Raw genomic sequence first — 24,103 nt, 5'->3', positions numbered from 1 at the left:
CCTGTCCCGGAGACATCCCGGAGGCCGCCCCCTAAGGGTCGCCCGTCGCGACGGCGTCGGCATGTCCCGTTCACCCTCCGCGTGCTGTACCCTCGGCGACCCCAACCCGAGTAGTCAAATTTGAGGAGTGCGGCAGAGCGTGCAGGGCAAACAATGCGCACCACCCTCCGAACTGTCCGAACTGGCCCGCTGCGGCGTCGTGTTCCTGCCGTCCGATCCCGCCCGGGCCGGCCGGTTCGCCTTCTGGCGTCCGGACGGCGCGCCTCCGCCCGGCGGCGTCGACGGATACCCCGAGGAGCTGGACGTCGTCGCGCCGGCGGCGGACGGCGGCGTCGAGCGGGTCCGGCGCCCGGTCCTCGTGCTGTCGACGGGCGCGGCTCTGCCGCTGCTCACGCGCGTGCGTGGACTCCCCGAAGTGCACCGGGCCGGTGCCTTCTGGGGGGCGGCATACGCCCTGGCCCTGCACTTCCTGGCCCGTGGGCTGCTGCTGCCGGGGCTCTCACCGGGCGAGCACGACGCCTGGCGGATCGGACCGCTGTCCGCGCGGGACACAGAGCTGATCCGTGAATGCGCCGCCGCCATGCCCCCGGAGGCGCACGCCGTGCCGCTCGCGCCGTCGGGGCCACCCCAGCTGCCCGCTCCGGAGCGGCTGCTGCGCGCCTTCCTGGACGCGGTCGCCGACACCCTGCCCCGCTCCCCCGCCGCGCCCCTGGTGACCGGCAGCCCTCCGTACGCCGTGGCCGAGCCGCAGCGGCTGCCCGCCCTGCGGGCGTGGGCCGACGACATCGCCACCGCCCATGACGCGGGCGTACGGCTGTCGCTGCGGGTGGAGATGCCCGGACTCGGCGAGGCGCCGCAGGAGGAGGCTGCCGTCCGCTTCCGCGCCGTGCTCCAGGTGCATGGGCCGAGCGGCGCGGCGGACGTCATGGATGCCGCGGGCCTGTGGACCGGGGCGGCGGACGTGCGGGGTGCGTTCGGCCCACGCGCGCGTGCGGACGCGTTGCTGACGCTGCGCCGCGCGGCCCGCGTCTGGCCGCCGCTGACGCCCCTGCTCTCGGCCGCCGTGCCCGACACCGTGGACCTCGCCGACGAAGAGATCACCGAACTCCTGGGCGAGGACGGCCGAGCGCTGGCCGCGGCCGGAGTCGAGGTGCACTGGCCGAAGGAGGCCGTGCGCGGCCTCACCGCGCACGCGGCCGTCGGCCCGCCGGACGACGGAACGGAGACGAGCGGTGCACCGGCGGGCCCGTCCGCGTTCCTCCCAGGAGCCGGCGCGGTCGCGTTCCGCTGGCGGTTCGCGCTGGGCGGGCGGGAGCTGTGCGGGGAGGAGCTGGACCGGCTCGCGGAGGCCAAGCGCCCGCTGGTCCGGCTGCACGACGGCTGGGTTCTGGTCGACCCGCGCGAGGCGCAGCGCGCCCGAAGCCGCAAGGAGCGGGCCCTCTCGCCCGTGGAGGCCCTGGCCGCCGCGCTGACGGGCTCGGCACAGGTCGACGGCCGGCTGGTCGACGTACGGCCCACGGGATGGCTCGCCCGGCTCCGGGAACGGCTCGCCGGGGCTGAGCCCGCGCCAGCCACCGGACCGCCGCCCGGTCTGGCCGCCACCCTGCGGGACTACCAGCTGCGCGGCCTCGACTGGCTGGCCCGCACCACGGCTCTCGGCCTGGGCTGCTGCCTGGCCGACGACATGGGCCTCGGCAAGACCGTCACGCTGATCGCGCTGCATCTGCACCGGCAGCGGGAGGCCTCGACCACCGGTCCGACGCTGGTGGTCTGTCCGGCGTCGCTGCTCGGCAACTGGCAGCGCGAGATCGAGCGGTTCGCTCCCGGGGTGCCGGTGCGCAGGTTCCATGGCGCCGGGCGTGATCTCGGTGCCGTCGCGCGCGGGGAGTTCGTGCTGACCACCTACGGGACGATGCGCCTGGACGCCGCCGGGCTGGCCGCTGTGCCGTGGGGGCTGGTCGTGGCCGACGAGGCCCAGCATGTGAAGAACCCGTACTCGGCGACCGCGCGGGCGCTGCGGTCCATCGACGCACGCGCACGCGTGGCGCTCACCGGCACCCCGGTGGAGAACAACCTCACCGAACTCTGGGCGATCCTCGACTGGACGACACCGGGCCTGCTCGGCAGCCTCGGCACCTTCCGCGCGCGGTACGCGCAGCCGGTCGAGACCGGCCGGGACCCCGCCGCCGCCGAGCGGCTGGCGCGGCTTGTGCGGCCGTTCCTGCTGCGGCGCCGCAAGTCGGACCCCGGCATCGCACCCGAGCTGCCGCCGAAGACGGAGACCGACCGTCCCGTCACGCTCACCCCGGAACAGGCAGGACTGTACGAGGCGTTGGTCCGCGAGACGATGCAACGGATCGCGGCCGCCGACGGCATGGCGCGCCGGGGTCTGATCGTGCAGCTGCTGACCGGTCTGAAGCAGATCTGCAATCACCCCGCGCAGTTCCTCAAGGAGGACGAGCCACGGCTTGCCGGGCGCTCGGGGAAGCTGGAGCTGCTGGACGAACTCCTCGCCACCGTCCTCGCCGGGGGCTCGGGGGTGCTGGTGTTCACGCAGTACGTCCGCATGGCGCGTCTGCTCGAACGGCATCTGGCGGCGCGCGGGGTGGCGTCGCTGCTGCTGCACGGGGGCACTCCCGTGGCGGCCCGCGAGGAGCTGGTCCGGCGTTTCCAGGACGGTGAGGCACCGGTGTTCCTGCTGTCGCTGAAGGCGGCCGGCACCGGTCTGAACCTCACCCGCGCGGAGCATGTCGTGCACTACGACCGGTGGTGGAATCCGGCGGTCGAGGCGCAGGCCACGGACCGCGCGTACCGGATCGGGCAGGATCAGCCGGTGCAGGTGCACCGGCTGATCGCCGAGGGGACTCTGGAGGACCGCATCGCGGAGCTGCTGGGCCGCAAGCGGGAGCTGGCCGACGCGGTGCTCGGCTCCGGCGAGGCCGCGCTGACGGAGCTGACGGACGCGGACCTGGCCGCACTGGTGGAACTGCGCGGGGAGGCGCGATGAGCCGTGACGACGACGAGCGGGACCGTGACGCTGGGCGCACGTTGGCGGCGCTGCCGCCGGTGCGGGGCCGTGGGTTCGCCCGGAGCTGGTGGGGGCGGGCCTGGCTGCGGGCGCTGGAGGACGCCGCTCTGGACGCCACGGCGGTCAAGGCGGGGCGCCGGCTCGCGCGCGCGGGTGCGGTGGGCGCGGTGACCGTACGGCCGGGCCGGGTCACGGCCGTCGTACGCGATCCGGGCGGGGCGGCCCATCGGGCCGACGTCCTGGTGCCGGAGCTGTCCGACACGGCGTGGGGCCAGCTGCTGGACCTGGCCGTGGAACAGGCCGGGCATCTGGCCGCGTTGCTGGACCGGGAGCTGCCGCCGCACCTGGTCGAGGACGCGGCCTCGCGCGGGGTCGATCTGCTGCCGGGCCTGGGCGAGCTGGACCCCGAGTGCGACTGCGGCGCTTGGGACCACTGCGGGCACACCGCCGCGCTGTGTCACCAGGTGGCGAGGCTGCTGGACGAGGATCCGTTTCTGCTCCTGCTGCTGCGCGGGCGGCGGAGGGGGACCTTCCTGTCCGAGCTGCACGTACGGAGCACCACGCCCCGGGCGGAGCCTGCCGACGCCGGGCCCGCGGACGTGGGCGCGGGCCTGGATGCGGCGCATGCCTGGGCGGCGGCGGACGCCCTGCCCCCGCTGCCCGCTCTGCCCGGACTCCCCGACGAGCCCGGCACATCGCCGTCCCTGGACGCCGGAACGGCGCCGGCACCCGGGGTCGATACCGTCGCACTGGAGCATCTGGCGGGCCGTACCGCCGTGGAGGCGTACCGGATGCTGGCGCGGTTCCGGTCCGGGGATGCACCCGCGGAGGGGCTCACGACGGCGCAGGACGCGGTACGGCTGGCCTGCGGACCGGTGCCCGGCGCGGTGGCCCGGCGGCTCGCCGAGGGGTCGGGGCGGGGCGGCGCGGAACTGGCCGCGGCGGTCCGGGCCTGGCGCGTGGGAGGTCCGGCGGCCCTGGCCGTGTTCGAGGAGGAGTGGCAGGTGGCGGGCGCGGCGCTGGCACGCGCGCGTGCGGCGCTGGAGTCGGCCTGGGGGGAGGACGAGCGGCCGGTGTTCCGGCACAGCGGCAACCGGTGGACCCTCCCGGACGGCACGGTCCAGCTGCGGCTCGGACGGGACGGCCACTGGTGGCCGTACCGCGACGAGGACGGCCACTGGGTCCCTGCGGACGGCGCGGACCGCGATCCGGCCACGGCACTGGCCGCGGCGCGATGCGCCGCGGAAGGCGCGGACTGACGCTCCGTCAAAGCGACGAACGGTCGACAGCGGCGTCAGGACGACCGCGGTGTACGTGCGGCTGCCCGAGGGGCTGTGACGCGGGCCTCCCGGCGGTCAGGGGAGGGGCACGTGCCCGTGCCGCCTCCCCGGCTCTTCGCGTCTGCCCGCGCGCGTGGGCGACGGCCTACGCGCGTGAGTGCTCAGCCGCGGGCCGCCAGCAGGTGGTCCATGGCCAGCTGGTCGAGCCGTTCGAAGGCCATGCCGCGCGCGGCCGCGCTCTCCACGTCGAAGTCCTCGAAGGCCGTGCGGTCGGCGAGCAGCGCCTGGAGGCCGTCGGCCGCGGTCGGCTGGGCGAGCTGGTCCAGACGCGCGGCGCGCAGCGCCTCCTGCACCTCCGGGTCGGCGCGGAAGGCGGCGGCACGCTCCTTCAGGACGAGGTAGTTGCGCATGCAGCCGGCCGCCGAGGCCCACACGCCGTCGAGGTCCTCGGTGCGCGGCGGCTTGAAGTCGAAGTGCCGGGGGCCGGTGTAGCCGGCGCTCTCCAGCAGGTCGACCAGCCAGAAGGCGGCGCGCAGGTCACCGGCGCCGAAGCGCAGGTCCTGGTCGTACTTGATGCCGGACTGGCCGTTGAGGTCGATGTGGAAGAGCTTGCCCGCCCACAGGGCCTGGGCGATGCCGTGCGGGAAGTTCAGACCGGCCATCTGCTCGTGCCCGACCTCAGGGTTCACGCCGTACAGCTCGGGGCGCTCCAGGCGCTCGATGAAGGCCAGCGCGTGGCCGACCGTGGGCAGCAGGATGTCGCCGCGCGGCTCGTTCGGCTTGGGCTCGATGGCGAAGCGCAGGTCGTAGCCCTGGGCGGTGACGTACTCGCCGAGCAGGTCGAAGGCCTCCTTCATGCGGTCCAGAGCGGTGCGCACGTCCTTGGCGGCGCCGGACTCGGCGCCCTCCCGGCCGCCCCAGGCGACATACGTCTTCGCGCCCAGCTCGACCGCCAGGTCGATGTTGCGGATCGTCTTGCGCAGCGCGTAACGGCGCACGTCACGGTCGTTGGCGGTGAACGCGCCGTCCTTGAAGACGGGGTGCGTGAAGAGGTTGGTGGTGGCCATCGGCACGGTCAGGCCGGTGGCGTCCAGCGCCTGGCGGAAGCGCTTGATGTGCGACTCGCGTTCGGTGTCCGAGGAGCCGAAGGGGATCAGGTCGTCGTCGTGGAAGGTCACTCCGTAGGCGCCCAGCTCGGCCAGGCGCTGCACCGTCTCGACCGGGTCGAGGGCACGGCGGGTGGCGTCGCCGAACGGGTCCCTTCCCTGCCAGCCGACGGTCCACAGGCCGAAGGTGAACCTGTCCTCGGGGGTGGGCTGGTAGTTCATGCCGCGGCTCCTTGCTGCGTACGACTATTTCGTCATGGCCGTTTACAAATTAGTATGCGGACGCACCTGTGGGAAGAGAACAGCCAGTACGCATCCCGCTGAGCCGCGGAAGAGGGAGAGCCCGATGTCAGCAGCCGAGGGTCCGCTCGTCGTCGGCGTGGACACATCCACGCAGTCCACGAAGGCGCTCGTCGTCGACGCGGCCACCGGGCAGGTGGTGGCGAGCGGCCAGGCGCCGCACACCGTGTCCTCAGGAGTGGGCCGGGAGAGTGATCCTCGCCAGTGGTGGGACGCCCTGTGCGCGGCGCTGCGTCAGTGCGGCGACGCGGCGCACGAGGCGGCCGCGGTGTCGATCGGCGGCCAGCAGCACGGCCTGGTGACCCTGGACGAGCGGGGCGAGCCGGTGCGTCCGGCGCTGCTGTGGAACGACGTCCGCTCGGCGCCCCAGGCCCGCCGGCTGGTGGAGGAGCTGGGCGGGCCCAAGGCTTGGGCGGAGCGCACCGGGAGCGTGCCCGGGGCGTCGTTCACGGCCACGAAGTGGGCCTGGCTGGCCGAGCACGAGCCGGAGGCCGTGCGGGCGACCAGAGCGGTGCGGCTGCCCCACGACTACCTCACCGAGCGCCTGACCGGGCAGGGCACCACCGACCGCGGCGATGCCTCGGGGACCGGCTGGTGGGCGTCGGGGACGGAGGCCTACGACGAGGAGGTCCTCGCTCATATCGGTCTCGACCCGGCACTGCTGCCCCGGGTGCTGGGGCCGGGCGAGGTGGCCGGCACCGTGCGGGACAGCCATGACCTGCCGTTCTCCAAGGGCACGTTGGTGGCCCCCGGCACCGGCGACAACGCGGCGGCGGCGCTGGGGCTCGGCCTGCGGCCCGGCACCCCGGTGCTGAGCCTCGGCACGTCCGGCACGGTGTACGCCGTCTCCCGGCACCGCCCGGCCGACCCGACCGGCACGGTGGCGGGGTTCGCGGACGCGCGCGGCGACTGGCTGCCGCTGGCCTGCACCCTGAACTGCACGCTGGCCGTGGACCGGGTCGCCACGCTGCTCGGCCTGGACCGCGAGGCCGTCGAGCCCGGGGGCACGGTGACCCTGCTGCCGTATCTGGACGGCGAGCGCACCCCGAACCTGCCGAGCGCCTCCGGCCTGCTGCACGGACTGCGTCACGACACGACCCCGGGCCAGTTGCTGCAAGCCGCGTACGACGGCGCGGTGCACGCGCTGCTCGGCGCGCTCGACCTGGTCCTCGACGAGGACGCGGACCGCAGCACCCCGCTGCTGCTGATCGGCGGCGGCGCCCGGGGCACCGCCTGGCAGCAGACGGTACGGCGCCTGTCGGGACGGCCCGTCCAGGTGCCCCAGGCACAGGAACTGGTCGCCCTGGGCGCCGCGGCGCAGGCGGCCGGGCTGCTGACCGGCGAGGACCCCGCGGCGGTGGCCCGCCGCTGGAACACGGCCGCGGGCCCGGTGCTGGAGGCCGTGGAACCGGACCGGGAGACGCTGGCCAGGATCAGCGGGGTACTCTCCGACGCGGCCCCGCTGCTGGAGCGGGGGACCCACACCCAGCCGCCCGCGCAGAGCCCGGCGGCACAGGACAAGGATTGACGGAGGCATGACCGCACCGCTGCACGAGGCCCGCCCGGGTGCCGGCCGTGCCCTGCCGGACACCCAGCAGGGCATGCGCCGGCGCAATCTGGCCCGGGTGATGCACGCCGTGAGCGCCGAGGGACCGCTGTCGCGGGCCGCGGTCGCCTCGCACATCGGGCTGACGCGGGCGGCGGTGTCGACCCTGGTGGACGAGCTGATCCGCTGGGGACTGCTGGAGGAACTGGGCCCGGAGCGGCCCGGCCGGGTGGGCCGCCCGGGGTCGGCGCTCGCGGTGAGCGGCCGCGGGCCCGCCGGGATCGGCGCCGAGATCGGCGTCGATCACCTCGCGGTGTGCGCGGTGGATCTGCGGGGCACGGTCCGCGCGCAAGCGGTACGGCACGGCGCCAACCGGGGACGGGCGCCCGGGCCGGTGATCGAGGAGCTGACCGGGCTGATCCGCCGGGTCGTCACCGAGGCGGAGGAGGCGGAACTCTGGCCCGCCGGTCTCGCGGTGGCCGTGCCCGGCCTGGTGGCGCGGGACGGGCGGACGGTCGTACGCGCCCCCAACCTGGACTGGTGCGACACGGACCTCGGCGCTCTGCTGCCCGCAGGCCTGCCGCTGACCGTGGACAACGAGGCCAACTTCGGTGCGCTGGCCGAGCTGTGGCTCGGGGAGGCCACCCCGGGCGACTTCCTGCATGTGTCGGCCGAGATCGGCATCGGCGCCGCGGTCGTGGTGGACGGCGGACTGCTGCGTGGCACCCGGGGTTTCGCAGGCGAGCTGGGCCATGTGCCCGTCCGGCCGGACGGTCCCCCGTGCCCGTGCGGCGGCCGGGGCTGTCTGGAGCAGTACGCGGGCGAGGAAGCGGTGCTGCGCGCGGCCGGACTCGAACCGCGGGAGGACCTGGTGGGCCTGCTCGCCGAACGGGCGGAGCAGGGCGACGAGGGGGTACGGGCGGCGCTGCGGGATGCCGGTACGGCGCTCGGCATCGCCCTGACCGGAGCGGTGAACCTGCTGGACCCCGAGACCGTGGTGCTGGGCGGCGCCCTGGCCGGACTCTCACCCTGGCTGCTGCCCTCGCTGGAGGCGGAGCTGACGGGCCGTACGGCGGGCCCGGCCTGCCCGGTGTCGGTGTCCCGGCTGGGTCCGCAGGGGCCGCTGCTCGGCGCGGCGCACTCGGTCGTCCGGGCCGTCCTGGACGATCCGGCGACGGTGGCGGAACGGTCCTGACGCCTGGCACGCTGGGGCACGTCGGAGAGGGGGGCCTGATGACGGGCTGGGTGCCGCGGGCGGAATGGGTCAAAACCCAGCCACAGGCTCTGCTCGCCTCGTGCGTGCTGATGCTGGACGGGCAGTCTCGCGTCCTGCTGCTGCGCTACGGTCCGGGCCACCCGAACGCGGGCCGGTGGTGGCTGCCCGGCGGCATGCTGGACCACGGCGAGGATCCCTGGACCGCGGCGCGCCGCGAGATGCGCGAGGAGACCGGTGTCGAGCTGGGGCCGGCGCCGCAGCTGCTCGGGATCGACCACCGGGTGGACGTGCTCGGCACCGGTCCGGTCCTCGACTCCTTCTTCCACGGCGGCACGCTGGCCGAGGGCACCCGCATCCGGCTGAGCGCGGAACACGACGGGCACGGACTGTTCACACCGTCCGAGCTGGTGGAACTGCCGCTTGTGACACGGCGGTCCACGCTGCTGGCCCTGTATGAGGCCGCGCTGAGCGGGGACGTGGTGTACCTGAGCGAGGGTGTGCCGGTGTGACCGTGCCGGCGCGGCGGCCCGGGAGGGCGGCCGGGCAGCCCGGCCGGCCGGGGCCTCGGCGGGAGGCGGGACAGTCCGCCTGGCCGGGGCCTCGGCGGGTGGTGACGCGGGCCTGACAGGCCGCTGGACGGATGCCCCTCCTCCCGGCGTGGACCGCTGAACTCACCCGAACGGGTGGCCGAGTTGTCCACAAGGAGGGGCCTGTCCACGGAACCGCGGCGGACCCTTCTGCCCGCTCCGCCCGCGCCGTACCGTGAGGGCACGAGGCGGAACTGCCGGGCCGTCAGATCCGTCGGCCGCCTCTCGGATCAGGGAACGCGCACGCGCCGGACGGCAGCGGCCTCACAGGCATCGGGGGACACATGCACGGGGAGACGACCAGGGCCCTGTTCCAAGCTCGGAACGTCACGGGCTCATTGCGATCCCAGAACCGCACGGGCGCATGGCGAATACCGCTGCCGGACCCCGTGCGGTGGCCGGTGCACCAGCGCGGGATCTGTGAGCCGGACGCGTACCGATGCGCAACCCCGGCGGACCCGTCACCGTTGGCCAGCGCGTGTGACGGGAACGACACGTGCCTGGCCACGCTCGGCGAGGAGCGGCCGACCGCGCCGGACGCGTACCCCCGTGTGCCCGAGCGAGCGCGCCGGAACGCACCGGGTCTGCACCACTGACGTCCCCGCCATACCCGTCCTCGCTCCCCCACCCCTCCCCCCAACCTGCCCCACTCCCCACCCCACATCACCCCCACACTCCCGAAAGGGGCCCGACGATGGACATGGACCCGGTAAAGCCGCGGCTGAGCAGACGGTGGCTGCTGAAGGGGGCGGCGCTGGCCGCCGTGCCGTACGCGCTGCTGCCCGAAGCGCGTGCCGGTGCGACCGAGCCGGTCGACTACCCGCCGGCCCAGTGGGCCGGGGCGAGCAGTTCCAACTACACCACCTCCGACCGCCCCGACAGCTACCTCATCGACCGCGTGATCATCCATGTGACACAGGAGACGTACGCCAACACGCTGGCCATCTTCGCGAACCCGGCGAAGAAGGTCTCCGCGCACTACCTGGTCCGCTCGGCCGACGGCCATGTGGCCCAGTGTGTGCACGAGACGGACATCGCCTGGCACGCGGGCAACTGGGACTACAACACCCGCAGCATCGGCATCGAACACGAGGGCTGGGTGGACCAGCCCGCCTACTTCACCGACGCGCTCTACGAACAGTCGGCCCGGCTCACCGCGGCCGTCTGCGCCAAGTACGGCATTCCCACGGACAGGGAGCACATCATCGGCCACTACCAGGTGCCGGGCACCGACCACACCGATCCCGGGCCGAACTGGGACTGGGTCCGCTACATCCGACTGGTCAACCTCGCCTAGGGGCATCCGCCGGCTGTCACGCCCGACACGAGGGAGGCGATACACGAAGGGTTGGTGAACCGGTGTCGCACTGGTTGTCCGTGCGAACACCGTGCGTGACCATGGAGGCAGCCGTTTAAGCGTCGGGGAGGCCGAGTTGACCGATCCGTGGGTGGCCCTGGAAGCCGGAGCCGACCCCGCCGCACGGGTCCGGGAACTGCGCCGGGCGCACGAGACGTTCACCAGAGTGGGCCGGGTGCCGCGGCCGGTGCGCTCGGTGGTGGCGGAGTCGTGGCGGCGCAGCGCACGGGCCGGTGTCGGACCGGACGGCAGCGCCTGTGTGGAGCTGACCGAGGGCGAGCTCGGCGCCTACCGGGCGGAGCACCCGCTGGCCCGGGTGATGCCGCTGTTCCGGGAGCTGCTGGGCACCTTCGCCGCCGACGGCGAGCATCTGCTGGCGGTGTGCGACGCGCACGGCAGACTGCTGTGGGTCGAGGGCCATCCGGTGACCCGGCGCCGGGCGGACGGGATGAACTTCGTGCCCGGTGCGCGCTGGTCGGAGACGGCGGTGGGCACCAACGCGCCGGGGACGGCCGTGGCGGTGGACCGGCCGGTGCAGGTGTTCGCGGCGGAGCACTTCATCCGGCAGGTGCAGCCGTGGACGTGCGCGGCGGCGCCGGTGCACGATCCGCGTACCGGCCGGGTGCTGGGCGCGGTCGACATCACCGGCGGGGACGGGCTGGCGCATCCGCACAGCCTCGGCTTCGTGCGGGCGGTGGCGCGGGCCGCCGAGACACAGCTGGCCCTGCTCGCCCCGCCGCGGCGCGCCGCCGGCGTCCCGCTGCTCAGCGCGCTGGGCCGGGACGAGGCCGAACTCACCCTGGAGGGAGGGCGGATCAGACTCAGCCGCCGGCACAGCGAGATCCTGGTCCTGCTGTCCCGGCATCCGGAGGGCCTGAGCGGTGACGAGCTGCTGTGTGCGCTCTACGCGGACGAGTCGGTGACCCCGGTGACGCTGCGCGCCGAACTGGCCCGGCTGCGCCGCCTGCTGGGGCCGGGGCTGCTCACCTCACGGCCGTACCGGCTGACGGCCGCGGTGGAGTCCGACGCGAGCGTGGTGGAGCGACGGCTGGAGGCGGGTGCGCTCACCGCGGCGGCGGAGGCGTACACCGGCCCGTTGCTGCCCGGTTCGCAGGCTCCGGCGATCGTACGGCTGCGGGACCGGCTCGCCGGAGGGCTGCGGGCGGCGCTGATCGCGCGGCGCGACCCGGACCTGCTGGCGGACTGGGCGCACGCGCCATGGGGAGAGGAGGATCTGGAGGTGTGGCAGGCGCTGGCCGCGGTGCGGCCCACCGCGCCGGTGCGGGCCCGGCTCGCCGCGCTGGAGACCGAACTGACCGCACCGGCCGGCCGGGCACCGGCGCGGACCTGCGGTGCAACGTGCCTGCAACGTCCGTCCGCCTAGCCTCGCGCCGGGAGCTGCCCAACGGCGGGCAGCGCTGGACCGGGAGGCAGACCAGCATGACTCGTTACGCGGCGCCGGGCACCGAGGGCGCGATCGTCTCCTACCAGGCGCGGTACGACCACTTCATCGGCGGTGCGTATGTGCCGCCGGTGCGCGGGCGGTACTTCGAGAATCCGTCGCCGGTCAACGGGCAGCCGTTCACCGAGATCGCGCGGGGCAGCGCCGAGGACGTCGAGCGGGCGCCGGACGCGGCGCACGAGGCCGCGCCGGGGTGGTCCCGGACGTCGGTGACGGAGCGCAGTGACATCCTGCTGAAGATCGCCGACCGTATGGAGGCCAACCTCGAAGCCCTCGCGGTCGCCGAGAGCTGGGAGAACGGCAAGCCGGTGCGGGAGACCCTGGCGGCGGACATCCCGCTCGCGATCGACCACTTCCGGTACTTCGCCGGGGCCATCCGGGCTCAGGAGGGGTCGCTGAGCGAGATCGACGACGACACGGTGGCGTACCACTTCCACGAACCGCTGGGGGTCGTCGCGCAGATCATCCCCTGGAACTTCCCGATCCTGATGGCGGCGTGGAAGCTGGCGCCGGCGCTCGCCGCGGGCAACGCGGTGGTCCTGAAGCCCGCCGAGCAGACACCGGCCTCCATCCACTACTGGCTGAGTCTGGTCGCCGACCTGCTGCCGCCGGGTGTGCTGAACATCGTCAACGGCTTCGGTGTCGAGGCGGGCAAGCCGCTGGCGTCGAGTCCGCGGGTGGCGAAGATCGCGTTCACCGGGGAGACCACCACCGGGCGGCTGATCATGCAGTACGCCTCGGAGAACATCAAGCCGGTCACCCTGGAACTCGGCGGCAAGTCGCCGAACATCTTCTTCGACGACGTGTGGGCGCACGACGACGACTTCCGCGACAAGGCGCTCGAGGGCTTCACGATGTTCGCGCTCAACCAGGGCGAGGTGTGCACCTGCCCGTCCCGGGCGCTGGTGCAGCGGGGCCAGTACGCGGAGTTCCTGGAGGCGGCCGTGGCGCGGACGCGGCGGATCAGGCCGGGGCACCCGCTCGACACCGACACGATGATCGGCGCACAGGCCTCCAACGACCAGTTGGAGAAGATCCTCTCCTACCTGGACATCGGCCGGCAGGAGGGTGCGAAGGTGCTCACCGGCGGCGAGCGCGTGGAACTCGACGGCGAGCTGAAGGGCGGCTACTACGTCCAGCCGACGATCTTCGAGGGCGACAACCGTATGCGGATCTTCCAGGAGGAGATCTTCGGCCCGGTCGTCTCGGTGACCTCCTTCGACGACTTCGACGACGCCGTCAAGATCGCCAACGACACGCTGTACGGGCTCGGAGCGGGCGTGTGGACCCGGGACATCAACACGGCCTACCGCGCGGGCCGCGCCATCCAGGCGGGCCGCGTGTGGACCAACTGCTACCACGCCTATCCGGCGCACGCGGCGTTCGGCGGGTACAAGCAGTCGGGGATCGGGCGTGAGACGCACAAGATGATGCTGGAGCACTACCAGCAGACCAAGAACGTTCTTTGTTCTTACAGCCCTCAGAAGCTTGGGTTCTTCTAGAGCCTGCATTCGGGTTGCCTGGAGGTATTTTGCGCTCCAGGCGCCCCGACGTTACAGGTACCCACTGTAATCAATTGGGTTCTTAGAGCTACTGCCTGGCATCCAAAGGAGATCCCGCCGGACCAGTCGCGGACCAAGTAGCGCCTCGGGACATCAGCCCACGAGCCGCCCGGTCACGAGCGCAGCGACCCGCCGATACCCGCAAGCAGCGCGCAAACCGCCTGCAGGACTGGGAGAGCTCATCGGACCTCATGACCGCCCTGAACGAGTCCCCACCCGAGCGAAGTCTCCTCGCGGCGAAAACGGGCCTGCCAACGTCCACAAGCTGCCGAAGGCCACGAACAGGACAGCCCGGAAGGGCCAAGCAAGAAGGCCGCCGCGAGGAAGCCCGCTCCAAGCTCGCGACGCGAACAAGGCTGTTGTCAGTGCCTCGTGCGATCCTCACCCCGGAAGCGGGCACTTCAGAAGGAGGCCGGGTGGCGAGGGGACGTCCGCGGAAGGATCCACGCGATCCGGTGCTGATTATGCGGGATGCCGGGCTCGAACCACTGGAGCCCTATCCAGGAAGTGATAAGCCCTGGCGCTGCCGCCATGAAGCGTGCGGGAGAGAAGTGTCACCGCGGCTGGGCAACATTGCCGCGGGCCGACAGGGCGGCTGCCGGTACTGCTCAGGCACGGCTCCGATTCCTCCGGAGGAGGCGGTGGCGTTGATGCGCTCGGCCGGCCTGGAACCGCTGGAGCCGTATCCCGGGGCGACACCCCCTTGGCGCTGCCGGCACGTGCCGTGCGGTCGGGAGGTCAAGCCGCGCTACTCGTACATCAAACGCGGAGGGGGACCGTGCCGATGGTGCGCCCCGAACGCGCCGGTCGATCCGGACCAGGCCGCCGCGCTCATGAGGTCGGCGGGTCTGGAACCGTTGGAGCCCTATCCCGGGACCGACATCCCCTGGCGGTGCCGCTGCACAACCTGCGGCACGATCGGGACTCCCACTCATGGGTCGGTCAAGGCCGGACAAGGGGGCTGCGGCCCGTGCGGGCGCAAGAGCGCCGGCCAGGGCATCAGCCGGGCATGGTCGCGTCGCCGCGAACTGCCCCGCACGGACGGCGACCGGGCCGCAATGGAGGCGAAGGACTTCGACCTCGAGCCGCTGGAGTCCTACCCGGGACCGAGCGGGCTGTGGCACTGCCGCCACCTCGCGTGCGGCCGAGATGTCGAGATCAGGTTGAGCAACCTCAGGCGCGGCCTTCGGGCCTGCCCGTACTGCCCTCCCTCCTCGGGTGGCCGACGCCGCTGGCCCGCGGACGAGGCCGAGGCCCTCATGCGTGCCGCCGACCTGGAACCGCTCGAACCGTACGCCGGGCGTCGTGACAAGGCGTGGCGGTGTCGCTGCAACGGCTGTGGGCGTGAGACGTCACCGAGTCTGGGCGGCATTCTGGCGGGCCAGGGCGGCTGTCGGCACTGTGCCGACGTGAGGGCGGCAGCGGGTAGAAAGACCGACCCGGGCACCGCGGTGGCTGCCATGCGCGCGGCCGGGCTGGAGCCGCTGGAGCCCTATGCCACCTCGGTGACAGCGTGGCGGTGCCGTTGCACAACCTGCGGCAACGAGGTCTCCCCGACGCTCATGAAGATTCGTGCTGGTGGAGGGTGCAAGTTCTGTGCCACCCACGGCATCGACCTGTCAGGACCGTCGAAGGTTTACGTGATCACCCATCAGGAGTGGAAAGCCGTCAAGATCGGGATCGGTGCCTGCACCGGCTACACCTCTCGCCTCATCCAACACGAACGCCAGGGTTGGCGACTGCATCAGGCCCGTGACTACACCACCGGCGCAGCCGCCTACGACGTCGAGCAGGCCGTGCTGGGCCGCCTGCATCAGGCCGGACTCGTTCCTTTCCTCACGAGCGACGTCATGCCGAACGGCTGGACCGAGACCTGCTCCGCAGCTCGCATCACGGCGGCCGAGGTCTGGGCCATGGTCGATGAGGAAACACGGAGCGCAGAAAAACCCTATGCGCCCCGAGTTGGCGGCCGACCACGTGCCGCGGTCCTCATCGACGCGGAGGCCGCAGCCGCTGAGATGCGGGCTTGCGGATACGAGCCACTCGTGCCGTATCCCGGCCGCACCAACGCGACTTGGCCCTCGCGCTGTATGACCTGCGGGCACGAGGGGCGTCCGACGTTCAATGCCGTCCGTAACGCGGGCCAGCGCTGTCGCGTCTGCCGGGCAAAGGAAACCCAGGCGAAACGCGCCGCCACGAACGCGCCGAAGGCCCAAGAAACCATGCGCGCGGCCGGACTCCACCCGCTTGAACCCTACCCGGGCAGCCAAACGCCGTGGCGGTGCCGCTGCACCACATGCGGTCGCGAAACCAGCCCCACCTACTCCAACGTCAACAGCGGTTCGAAGGGCTGCCGGTTCTGTGCCCTCAACTCGGCAACCGACGAGCGTGCGTCCGCCGAAGTGCGGGCGGCCGGGTTCGAGCCGCTGGAGCCGTACCCCGGCCGTACCACGGACCGTTGGCGCTGCCGCTGTTCTTGCGGAAACGAGGTCATGACGCGCCTGTCATCCGTCCGGTCTGGAACCACCGGCTGCAAGAAGTGCCCCCGATCCGGTGGCCGAACCGATCCCGCGGCAGCCGCCGCGGAGGCACGCGCCGCCGGGTTCGAGCCGTTGGAGCCCTATCCGGGGAAGACCACCGACCGGTGGCGCTGCCGCTGCAGGTGCAGCACGACCATCACCCTCACCCTGACCAGCATCAGAGGAGGCCGTACCGCGTGCGGAACGTGCTCCCGAGGCGCGACTCGATAACCGTTGGTCACGATGCACGCCGCCGCTGCACCAGTAGTCGAGCAAGCCCGGGTTCCGTCGTACGAACCTTCTTTAGGAGATCGCTGCCGCCCGACGGCATCCTCGGTATCGGCCCCCTTTGAAGATGAGTTCGCCGGATCATGAGCGCTTCGGCGTCCAGCGATGTGGCCGAGGTCCTGTCGACGGTAGTCGACTGTCAGCTGACATGGGCAGGCCGCACAGTCTTCAATGGCGTCATGGCCACGCCGATGTCAACACCTCCGCCCCCCACTCTGGAGACGATCGCGGGTAGCGCAACGCTGGACGAAGTCCTGGAGTGTCTACGCGCGCGGCGGCCGGTGTTCCACTCCGAGGCCGATCTCCAGCACAGTTTCGCCCTCGCCGTAGGCGAGGTCGCACCGGAGGTGAGGTGCCGTCTCGAGATCCCGGTGCGCGGAAGCAACGCCTCGGAGTACCTGGACCTCCTGTGCCTGGGGCCGGCGAGCCGTACGGCAATCGAGTTCAAGTACGTGACCCGACAATGGTCGGGTACTGCAGGGACGCCTCCCGAGGAGTACGCCTTGCGCGGACACAACGCCCCGGACGTCGCACGTAGGGACTTCCTGCGGGACGTAGCAAGGCTGGAACGCTTCTGCGACCGCGAGGACCAGAACGGGCTGGCCCTGCTCATCACAAACGAGGCGGCCCTGTGGCGCCCCAGGCAACGCAGGATGCCCACCAGGGACGAGGAGTTCCGCATCCACCACGGGCGCGAACTGAGCGGCACCTTGCTGTGGGCCGGCGGTTCCTTCCCGGACAACACCCGAGTGCTGCGCGGCGCCTACGCGCTCGCCTGGCGTCAGTACACCCAACTGGAGGGTTCAAGTGGCGAGTTCCGCTGCCTTGCGGTGTTCATCACTCCGAGCGCCGCGCAGCCCTAGTGGCCACACGAGACGTAACCAGCAGACTGCCTCGCATGTCATTGATCACGGGAATCTGCCCTGATGGGAATCTGCCCTGGGTGAAGGCACTAGCCTCGATTCCGGAGACATCGAAAACCTCCTTCACGACTCCGAGCAGCACGTGGATCCAAACGTCGTCGAGCAGACCGTCGGGGGCTCATGCCGGCGGCCGGTGGAACGGCATGTGAGTGTCGATCACCTTCGGCACCAAGACTGTGAAGGCAGTGTGAAAGCACTGGTCATTCGATATGGTGATCCCCTTCACAGCAAGGGGGGCGCAGTGCCGTACACCGCAGAGATCAGCCGAACCAATCCGGGTTGCTTCATCTTCCTCGTGGACCAGTCCGCCTCCATGAGCGATCCCATGGGCGCCGGTGAGGTCGCGCAGCAGAGGGCCGAGGTCGTCTCCGACGCGATCAACCGGCTGCTGACCGAACTGTCCGTCAAGTGTGCCAAAGAGGAAGGCGTACGGGACTACTTCCACGTGGCCGTGATCGGGTACGGACACAATCACGTGGGCTCCGCGTTCCAGGGGGCGCTGGCCGGGCGCGACCTCGTTCCGCTGAGCGAGGTCGCCAACAACCCGGCGCGGGTGGAGAGCCGTACCAAGAAGGTGCCGGACGGCGCCGGCGGCCTGGTCGAGACCTCGGTGCAGTTCCCGGTCTGGATGGACCCGGTGACCAACGGCGGCACGCCCATGACACGCGCCCTCGGCTACGCTGACAGCCTCGTCGCGAACTGGGTCGAGGCCCACCCGAGCGGCTTCCCGCCGATCGTGCTCAACCTCACCGACGGCGAGTCCACCGATGGCGACCCCACCAGCGCCGCCATCGCGCTGGCCTCGCACGCCACCGCGGATGGCGCGGTCCTCCTGTTCAACCTCCACGTGTCCGGCAGCGGCGGCACACCGGTCACCTTCCCGGACAGCGAGGAGGGGCTGCCGGACACGTACGCCCGGCTGCTGTTCCAGATGTCCAGCGTGCTGCCCAGCCACATGCGCTCCTACGCGGCCTCGCAGGGGCACCGCATCAGCGAGACCACCCGGGGCTTCGTCTACAACGCGGACATCACCTCCATCGTGGAGTTCCTGGACATCGGCACCCGCGCCACCGAGCTGCGCTGACCACCGAGACGGAGCTGCGCTGACCATGGAGGACGTTTCGGCCCTGCCGGAATGCCAGCTGCTGCGGGTGCCCAAGGCGGGCAACACGCTCAAGGAGTGCGAGGACGCCGGGCGGTCCTGGGTCGGGGACGCACGGGCCGACGACCAGGGCCGTACCGTCCTCCCACTGTACGCGGCGGTGTCCGACGGCGCCTCGGAAAGCCTGCTCGCGGGCGCCTGGGCAGAGCGTCTCGTCGCGGACGCCGTCGAGTCGATGTCCCTCGGCCGCGACTGGTGGGACGACGTGGACACGTTCGTCGTCGACCTCATGGAACGGTCCGCGCCTCGCTGGGAGGCGTACCTCGAGTGGTACCGGGCGGAGCGCGACGCCCGTGGCCGGCCCATCACCTGGTACGAACAACCCGGCCTGGAGAAGGGCGCGTTCGCGACCGTCCTGGGGGCGGAGGTCCGAGCCACCGTGTCCGGTGACGGTACGGCCGACTGGTCCTGGCACGCCTTCGCCCTGGGCGACAGCTGCCTGTTCCACCTGCGAGACGGTGTCGTCCGGCGGGCCTTCCCCGTCGAGGACGTCGAGGGCTTCGGCATCACCCCCCAGCTCCTCGGCAGCCGTAACCACGACACGGCCCTGGTGGCCCAGCGGCTGCGGCTCGCCCACGGCACCCTGGCGCCGGGCGACGAGGTGCTGCTGGCCAGCGACGCGCTCGCGGCCTGGCTGCTGTCCCCGCACCACGGGCACCGGGCACCGGGCACCGTGCTGGCCACGCTTGCCGAGGTGGGCGATGAGCCCTTCACGGAGTGGGTGGAGGACCAGCGGGCGCGCGGGCTCATGCGCAACGACGACGTGACCCTGATCCGGATCCGGGTGAGAACGGAGGCGTGATGGCTGTGTCCCGCGGCGGTCGCCAAGCCACCGGAACCGGTGCGGTCCGGAAGTTCCCCACGGGCGCGAACTACGCGGAGGCCCTGCAGCACCCCGAACTCTGCTTCCGCGATCCCGATCTCCAGCAGGGAACCGTCCAGCAGAGCCCCGTCCTCGGACCCAAGGCGATCTCTGGCAACTTCGCCAGCGTCTTCTCCGTCACCACGCGGGACGGGCAGCGCTACGCGCTCAAGTGCTTCACCCGAGACACCTCCGCCATCGGCGTCCGTTACACCGCGATCAGCGCTGCCCTGCGCGCCCTCGACACCAGTGGCCTCTCCCAGCCGTGGCCTATGCGCTTCGAGTTCCTGGAGCAGGGCGTGCTGGCTCTCGGCGACTGGTTCCCGGTGGTGCGGATGGCGTGGGTGCAGGGCACCGACCTCATCTCGTGGATCGACCGCCACCGCCACGACTCGGCTGCCGTCCACGCCCTCGCCGACCGCTTCCTCGCGCTGGCGGGCGACCTGGAGGACCACGGCATCGCCCACGGCGACCTGCAGCACGGCAACATCCTCGTGGCGGACGACAACACCCTCCGGCTCGTCGACTACGACGGCATGTACGTCCCCGCCCTCAAGGGCGAGCCGGCGACGGAGAACGGCCACCGCAACTACCAGTCGCCACAGCGCGGCGCTACCGACTTCGGGCCCGCCATGGACCGCTTCTCGGCCTGGCTCATCCACCTCTCCCTGCTCGCCGTCGCCACCGACCCCGGCCTGTGGACCCAGCTCCACGACCCCCAGGGCGAGTACCTGATCCTTTCCGAGTCCGACTTCAAGGACCCGGCGACCTCCCTGGCCTGGCCCCTGCTCCTCGGCCACTCCGACCAACGGCTCCGCGCGGAGGCGGACCGCGTCCGGGGCTTCCTCGGGCAACCCTGCTCTACGCTGCCCCGCCTGACCGCCGACGCGCTCGCGCTCCCCGCCCCACCCCGCGAGCGAAAGGGCGGCGCCGCGGCTCCGACGGCGACCAGCGATTCGACGGGTGCCGCCGCCCCGGCAAATGCACCTTCCGGTGGCATCCCAGCCTGGCTGGTGGATCGCGTGGCGTCCGCCCCCGCCAGAGCGGTGCCGACTGGCGCGCCGACCCCCGCCTCCGCGGGCTTCACCGGGCGCCGCCCTCGCGACCTGGCGGCCGCGGCCACCGCCGTACTGAGCACCGCCGCCCCCGCCGTGCTCGCGGTCACTGTCGGACAGCCGGAGGGCTACCTGCCTGCCGCGCAGGGGGCCGCCCTACTCGCCTCGGCCGCCCTGATCGGTGTAGGCCGGCGGCTCAGGCCGGAGTACCGCACCGCCCGCCAACGGGTCCGGGGACTACGTCGCCGGGCCCGCGAACTCAAGGATCCGGCCGGCGCCCACCGGCGGCTGGAGCAGGAGATCCAGAAGCTGGATGCCGCCACGGCCAAGGACGGCGCGGCCACCGACAAGCGCATCCAGACCCTCCAGACCGACCTGCGCGACGGACTGGCCCGCATCACTATGGACCTGAACCGCCGCACCGACCAGTCCCGCAAGCGCAAGGCCGAACTGCCCGCCAGAGAGCAGAGCATGATCGCCGCCGCGCTGGAACCCGCGGTGCGCCAGCACGTCGAGGCGAAGCTGCGCGCCACCTCGATCCAGGAAGCGCGGTCACTGCCGAACATGGGCGCCAAGACGGTCGGGGCTCTGGTGCAGACTGGGATCCGCACCGCGGCCGACTTCACGGGGGTGTCCTACTCCCAGAGCCAGGGTTCCGGGAGCCGTGTCGCCTACTTCGTCCGCCCAGGCGGCCACCACGTCCGCGTGGCCGGCGTGGGCGAAGCGCGGGCGACCGCCCTCGACGCATGGCGCCGGTCCCTGGAGCAACGGGCAAGGGCTTCCGCACCCGCGAAGCTGCCTGGGCCAGCCCTGACGAGGATCCGCGCAGAGATCGCCACGCTGCGGGCGCAGTACGACCGGGAGATAAAGCAGGCTGAGAGCAAGGCCCAGCAGGACAGGGACGTCCTCCAAAAGCAGATCACCGACGAACGGCAGCGGCTCACGGCCGACCGCCAGCAGCGCGCTATGGAGACCCAGCGCAAGCGTGCTGACCTGTTGCAACGTCAGAAGCAGCTGAGCGGCGCCGAGGCGGAGCGCGCGAGAGTGACGGGCGAACTCAGCACCGCACGGACGGAGACCCGACGCAACCTCGGTGTCCGGAAATACGTCACATTCCTGTTGACGGGCCACTGAACCAGGCCCGAGACGAGTATGCAGCGTCGGCAGGGCTGGGCGAGAGTTGGGTGCGCGCGAGCAAGGTAGATGGCGGCACCAGGTAATCAGGAGCCCCAGAACCACGGGTGAGATCTGCACGAACATGCAGGAAGCGGACCTGGTGCCTCGTTCGCCTCACTACGCAAGTCACGGTCGTAGATGGTTCTTCCAAGTGCCCGTGTGGTGGCTGCTCCAGCGCTCAGTAACTCCGGCCGCGCCGGATTCACCGCCGCCCTCTACACCGCCCGCGCCAGAGCTCAAGCCGCTCGTCTTCGGCGGCGCCATCTTCGTCGGCGGTGCGCTCACCACCACAACCGAGGTCGAGAACTTCCCCGGCTTCCCCGAGCGCACTTGACGGGGCTGAAGCGCACCATGACCCGGTCAAGGTGCGCCATACGGTCCGCTGACGTGCACGCTTTCCCTCCCTTCGCGGGCCGATGCCCGCACGGCCGCGTTTATCCAACGGCCATGTCGGCGGCAGCCTGTGCTCGTGCCTATGTTCCGGGTCCCGACCAATGACAGGTTCCACGGTACCGTCGTGGGCAGGACAGCACCGTCGAGGGGCGCGGCCGTCCCAGGTGGATTAGTGCAGTCGTGGCGAGCGTGTGGGGCCAGACGGCGTGTGCCCAGCGTTCTCGCTTCACCCGCCTCAGGCACCCCGCCCAGCCGGCGGCTCTCGCTGGCGGTTCTCAGTCGAAGATTGCGTACAGGTCCTTCATCAGGGCCGCGGGACCGCTCCGCGGGACCGCTTGCGGCTCCACGGCGGCTGGCAGGCCCACGCCGACATAACGTGCCGGGGCCAGCGCGTACTCATGCTCGCGCACAGTCGCCACATCCGCCGAGAAGCAGAAGCCGGACTCGTCTTGGTAGGCCAGGTTTGCTTCCTGCGCTGATGCCGTGCCTCGCCAGGCGTGGTACGTGCCAGCGATTTTTGCGAGGTCGGCTTCTGTCAGATTCCGCTCGGTCCGGTCAACCATCTCGCCCATTCCGCGGGCGTCGATGAAAAGGGTTGTGCCGCGCCGGTCGTCCAGGCGTTTCGCGCCCTGCGGGGACTTGTCTTTGGTCAGCAACCACAGGCACGCCGGGATCTGGGTCGTCCGGAAGAGTTGGGGCGGCAATGCAACCATGCAGGCGACCAGGTCAGCTTCCACCATCGCCTGGCGGATCTCAGCCTCGACTCTGGGCGAGGAGTGTGAGCCGTTGGCGAGGACGACGGCGGCCGTCCCGCGGTCGGACAGTTTCGAGACGGCGTGCTGGAGCCACGCGAAGTTGGCGTTGTTCCTCGGAGGAACCCCGTACTGCCAACGGACGTCGCTCTCGTCCCGCGCCCAGTCCCTTATGTTGAACGGCGGGTTGGCCATCACAAAGTCGGCCTTGAGGTCCGGGTGCTTGTCGTCGGCCAAGGTATCGCCCCAACGGGCGGCCAGGTTGGCGTCGATGCCGTGGATGGCGAGGTTCATCTTGGCCAGGCGCCAGGTGCGCTCGTTGACCTCTTGGCCGTAGACCGCGATGTCGGCCTTGTGGCCGCGGCCCCCGCGTGCCTCGATGAACTTGCTCGCCTGTACGAGCATGCCGCCTGTGCCGCACGCCGGGTCGTACACGCGCCCGTTGTACGGCTCCAGAATCTCCACGATCAGCCGGACCACTGATTGAGGGGTGTAGAACTCGCCACCCTTCTTGCCCTCCGCGCGCGCGAAGTTGTTGAGGAAGTACTCGTACACGTCGCCCAGCACGACCTGGGCCGGCTTGTCCTCGGTGCTGCCGAAGCGCGCGTCGGTGATCAGGTCGAAGAGTTCAGCCACGCGCTGTTGGCCGGCGTCATCGCGGTTGAAGACCTTGGGGAGAGCGCCCGCCAGAGAGGCGTTCTCCCGCATGACCGTGTCCATCGCCTCGTCGAGGAGCTTGCCCACACCCTGGCTCTTAGCGTTCGCGGCGATCCAGGACCAACGGGCGGTCTCCGGTACCCAGAAGACGTGGGCGCCGGTGTACTCGTCGCGGTCCTCCAGGAAGACACCGATTCGGTCGTCCGAGACGCCGTCCTCGGCAAGCTCCTTGGCGAGCTTGTTCCGGTGCTCGTCGAACGCGTCGGAGACGAACTTTAGGAAGATCAGCCCGAGTATGAACTCCTTGTACTGGGCGGAGTCGACGGAGCCGCGCAGCTTGTCGGCTGCCTTCCAGAGGATCGCCTGGATCTCCTCGGGTGTGGAGGCGCTCAAGTTTCCTCCTGCTCGGTGAACTTCTTCTCGCGCAGTGGCATGCGGTGGACGGCTCCTTCCACAAGTCATTGTCCATGACTGAGGTTTGTGGTGTCTCGCGAGCGTTGTACCGTACGGCGACCTACTGTTTTTCTCATTGTCTTGAACCGGGGGCGGGGCGAAGGTGTCGACTATCGGACTGGCCGCAGCCATCGAGGAGCTGCGCCAAGAGCTGTACGAGGCGCAGCAGCTTGGCGTCAACCAGCAGTTCGCCTTCGGCGTCGAGGAGGCCGAGCTGGAGCTTCAGCTGGAGCTGCACAAGTCTGCAAAGGGGGACGGCAAGCTTTCCTTCGGCGTAGTTGTCGTCGGCGCGGGGGGCGGGCAAACCACCGTCCGTACCCACAAGCTGGTGCTGAAGCTGTCGGTCAAGGACCGGGCCCTCGGAGGCGCGCGCCCCGAGATCGGCGACGACGAGTTCGGGTCGCTGGACGAGGAGTGAC

16 protein-coding genes and 1 pseudogene are annotated in these 24,103 nt (G+C 71.4%); 15 read left to right on the top strand and 2 right to left on the bottom strand.

Annotation, left to right across the window (positions count from 1 at the left end; translation table 11 throughout):
* Positions 1-139: 139 nt before the first annotated feature.
* Positions 140-3,007 (top strand): SNF2-related protein, encoded by a 2,868-nt coding sequence (locus tag ACFVIU_RS12370; RefSeq protein WP_385842294.1) that lies wholly within the window; start codon positions 140-142, stop codon positions 3,005-3,007.
* Entirely contained in the window at positions 3,004-4,287 is a 1,284-nt protein-coding gene (locus ACFVIU_RS12365) for an SWF or SNF family helicase (protein ID WP_385842293.1), read from the top strand. The genes ACFVIU_RS12370 and ACFVIU_RS12365 overlap by 4 nt, the downstream gene beginning before the upstream one ends.
* Positions 4,288-4,469: 182 nt before the next feature.
* Here the strand turns inward: ACFVIU_RS12365 and xylA are convergent, their stop codons facing one another.
* Positions 4,470-5,636 (bottom strand): xylose isomerase, encoded by a 1,167-nt coding sequence (xylA, locus tag ACFVIU_RS12360; RefSeq protein ID WP_385842292.1) that lies wholly within the window; start codon positions 5,634-5,636, stop codon positions 4,470-4,472.
* Positions 5,637-5,760: 124 nt separating this feature from the next.
* On the opposite strand from xylA, the gene xylB reads away from it, so the two are divergent.
* The 12 genes and pseudogenes from xylB to ACFVIU_RS12300 all read left to right on the top strand — a co-directional run.
* Complete coding sequence (gene xylB, locus ACFVIU_RS12355; RefSeq protein ID WP_385842291.1) at positions 5,761-7,242, top strand: xylulokinase; 1,482 nt, start codon at positions 5,761-5,763, stop codon at positions 7,240-7,242.
* A 7-nt stretch (positions 7,243-7,249) separates the two neighbouring features.
* Positions 7,250-8,455, top strand: coding sequence for an ROK family protein (locus tag ACFVIU_RS12350; protein ID WP_385842290.1), 1,206 nt, complete (start codon positions 7,250-7,252; stop codon positions 8,453-8,455).
* A gap of 38 nt (positions 8,456-8,493) precedes the next feature.
* A complete protein-coding gene (locus tag ACFVIU_RS12345) occupies positions 8,494-8,985 on the top strand; it encodes an NUDIX hydrolase (protein ID WP_385842289.1) in 492 nt (163 codons plus the stop codon).
* Between the two features lie 778 nt (positions 8,986-9,763).
* Entirely contained in the window at positions 9,764-10,360 is a 597-nt protein-coding gene (locus ACFVIU_RS12340) for an N-acetylmuramoyl-L-alanine amidase (RefSeq protein WP_385842288.1), read from the top strand.
* Positions 10,361-10,496: 136 nt separating this feature from the next.
* On the top strand, positions 10,497-11,804 hold the full coding sequence (locus ACFVIU_RS12335; RefSeq protein WP_385842287.1) for a GAF domain-containing protein: 1,308 nt from the start codon (positions 10,497-10,499) through the stop codon (positions 11,802-11,804).
* A gap of 56 nt (positions 11,805-11,860) precedes the next feature.
* Complete coding sequence (adh, locus tag ACFVIU_RS12330; RefSeq protein ID WP_385842286.1) at positions 11,861-13,384, top strand: aldehyde dehydrogenase; 1,524 nt, start codon at positions 11,861-11,863, stop codon at positions 13,382-13,384.
* A gap of 1,118 nt (positions 13,385-14,502) precedes the next feature.
* Positions 14,503-16,194, top strand: a complete 1,692-nt coding sequence (locus tag ACFVIU_RS12325) for a hypothetical protein (protein ID WP_385842285.1) — start codon at positions 14,503-14,505, stop codon at positions 16,192-16,194.
* Positions 16,195-16,430: 236 nt separating this feature from the next.
* Positions 16,431-17,114 (top strand): hypothetical protein, encoded by a 684-nt coding sequence (locus ACFVIU_RS12320; protein ID WP_385842284.1) that lies wholly within the window; start codon positions 16,431-16,433, stop codon positions 17,112-17,114.
* Between the two features lie 301 nt (positions 17,115-17,415).
* Entirely contained in the window at positions 17,416-18,258 is an 843-nt protein-coding gene (locus ACFVIU_RS12315; protein WP_100572672.1) for a vWA domain-containing protein, read from the top strand.
* Positions 18,259-18,283: 25 nt separating this feature from the next.
* Positions 18,284-19,138: a hypothetical protein gene (locus ACFVIU_RS12310; protein ID WP_100572673.1), complete on the top strand. Its 855-nt coding sequence runs from the start codon at positions 18,284-18,286 to the stop codon at positions 19,136-19,138.
* On the top strand, positions 19,138-21,387 hold the full coding sequence (locus tag ACFVIU_RS12305) for a hypothetical protein (RefSeq protein WP_385842283.1): 2,250 nt from the start codon (positions 19,138-19,140) through the stop codon (positions 21,385-21,387). The genes ACFVIU_RS12310 and ACFVIU_RS12305 overlap by 1 nt, the downstream gene beginning before the upstream one ends.
* 180 nt (positions 21,388-21,567) lie before the next feature.
* Positions 21,568-21,754, top strand: a pseudogene (locus ACFVIU_RS12300) (thioredoxin-disulfide reductase); the annotation flags it as partial.
* 343 nt (positions 21,755-22,097) lie between these two features.
* Here the strand turns inward: ACFVIU_RS12300 and ACFVIU_RS12295 are convergent.
* Positions 22,098-23,624, bottom strand: coding sequence for a type I restriction-modification system subunit M (locus tag ACFVIU_RS12295; RefSeq protein WP_385842282.1), 1,527 nt, complete (start codon positions 23,622-23,624; stop codon positions 22,098-22,100).
* 163 nt (positions 23,625-23,787) lie between these two features.
* On the opposite strand from ACFVIU_RS12295, the gene ACFVIU_RS12290 reads away from it, so the two are divergent.
* On the top strand, positions 23,788-24,102 hold the full coding sequence (locus ACFVIU_RS12290; protein WP_385842280.1) for a trypco2 family protein: 315 nt from the start codon (positions 23,788-23,790) through the stop codon (positions 24,100-24,102).
* The last annotated feature ends 1 nt before the right edge of the window (position 24,103 follow it).

Origin of the sequence: Streptomyces sp. NPDC127190 (assembly GCF_042672505.1) — a bacterium.
Classification (GTDB): domain Bacteria; phylum Actinomycetota; class Actinomycetes; order Streptomycetales; family Streptomycetaceae; genus Streptomyces.
Note: the sequence above shows the minus strand (reverse complement) of the source record. Positions and strands in the feature narration are given on the sequence as shown.

What these genes read in the sequence shown, in the direction of transcription:
- ACFVIU_RS12325 (WP_385842285.1), top strand. Translation starts at nt 14,503, where the DNA reads ATGGAGGCGAAGGACTTCGACCTCGAGCCGCTGGAGTCCTACCCGGGA.
- ACFVIU_RS12320 (WP_385842284.1), top strand. Translation starts at nt 16,431, where the DNA reads ATGGCCACGCCGATGTCAACACCTCCGCCCCCCACTCTGGAGACGATC.
- ACFVIU_RS12365 (WP_385842293.1), top strand. Translation starts at nt 3,004, where the DNA reads ATGAGCCGTGACGACGACGAGCGGGACCGTGACGCTGGGCGCACGTTG.
- ACFVIU_RS12340 (WP_385842288.1), top strand. Translation starts at nt 9,764, where the DNA reads ATGGACCCGGTAAAGCCGCGGCTGAGCAGACGGTGGCTGCTGAAGGGG.
- ACFVIU_RS12345 (WP_385842289.1), top strand. Translation starts at nt 8,494, where the DNA reads ATGACGGGCTGGGTGCCGCGGGCGGAATGGGTCAAAACCCAGCCACAG.
- xylB (WP_385842291.1), top strand. Translation starts at nt 5,761, where the DNA reads ATGTCAGCAGCCGAGGGTCCGCTCGTCGTCGGCGTGGACACATCCACG.
- xylA (WP_385842292.1), bottom strand. Translation starts at nt 5,636, where the DNA reads ATGAACTACCAGCCCACCCCCGAGGACAGGTTCACCTTCGGCCTGTGG.
- adh (WP_385842286.1), top strand. Translation starts at nt 11,861, where the DNA reads ATGACTCGTTACGCGGCGCCGGGCACCGAGGGCGCGATCGTCTCCTAC.
- ACFVIU_RS12305 (WP_385842283.1), top strand. Translation starts at nt 19,138, where the DNA reads ATGGCTGTGTCCCGCGGCGGTCGCCAAGCCACCGGAACCGGTGCGGTC.
- ACFVIU_RS12350 (WP_385842290.1), top strand. Translation starts at nt 7,250, where the DNA reads ATGACCGCACCGCTGCACGAGGCCCGCCCGGGTGCCGGCCGTGCCCTG.
- ACFVIU_RS12310 (WP_100572673.1), top strand. Translation starts at nt 18,284, where the DNA reads ATGGAGGACGTTTCGGCCCTGCCGGAATGCCAGCTGCTGCGGGTGCCC.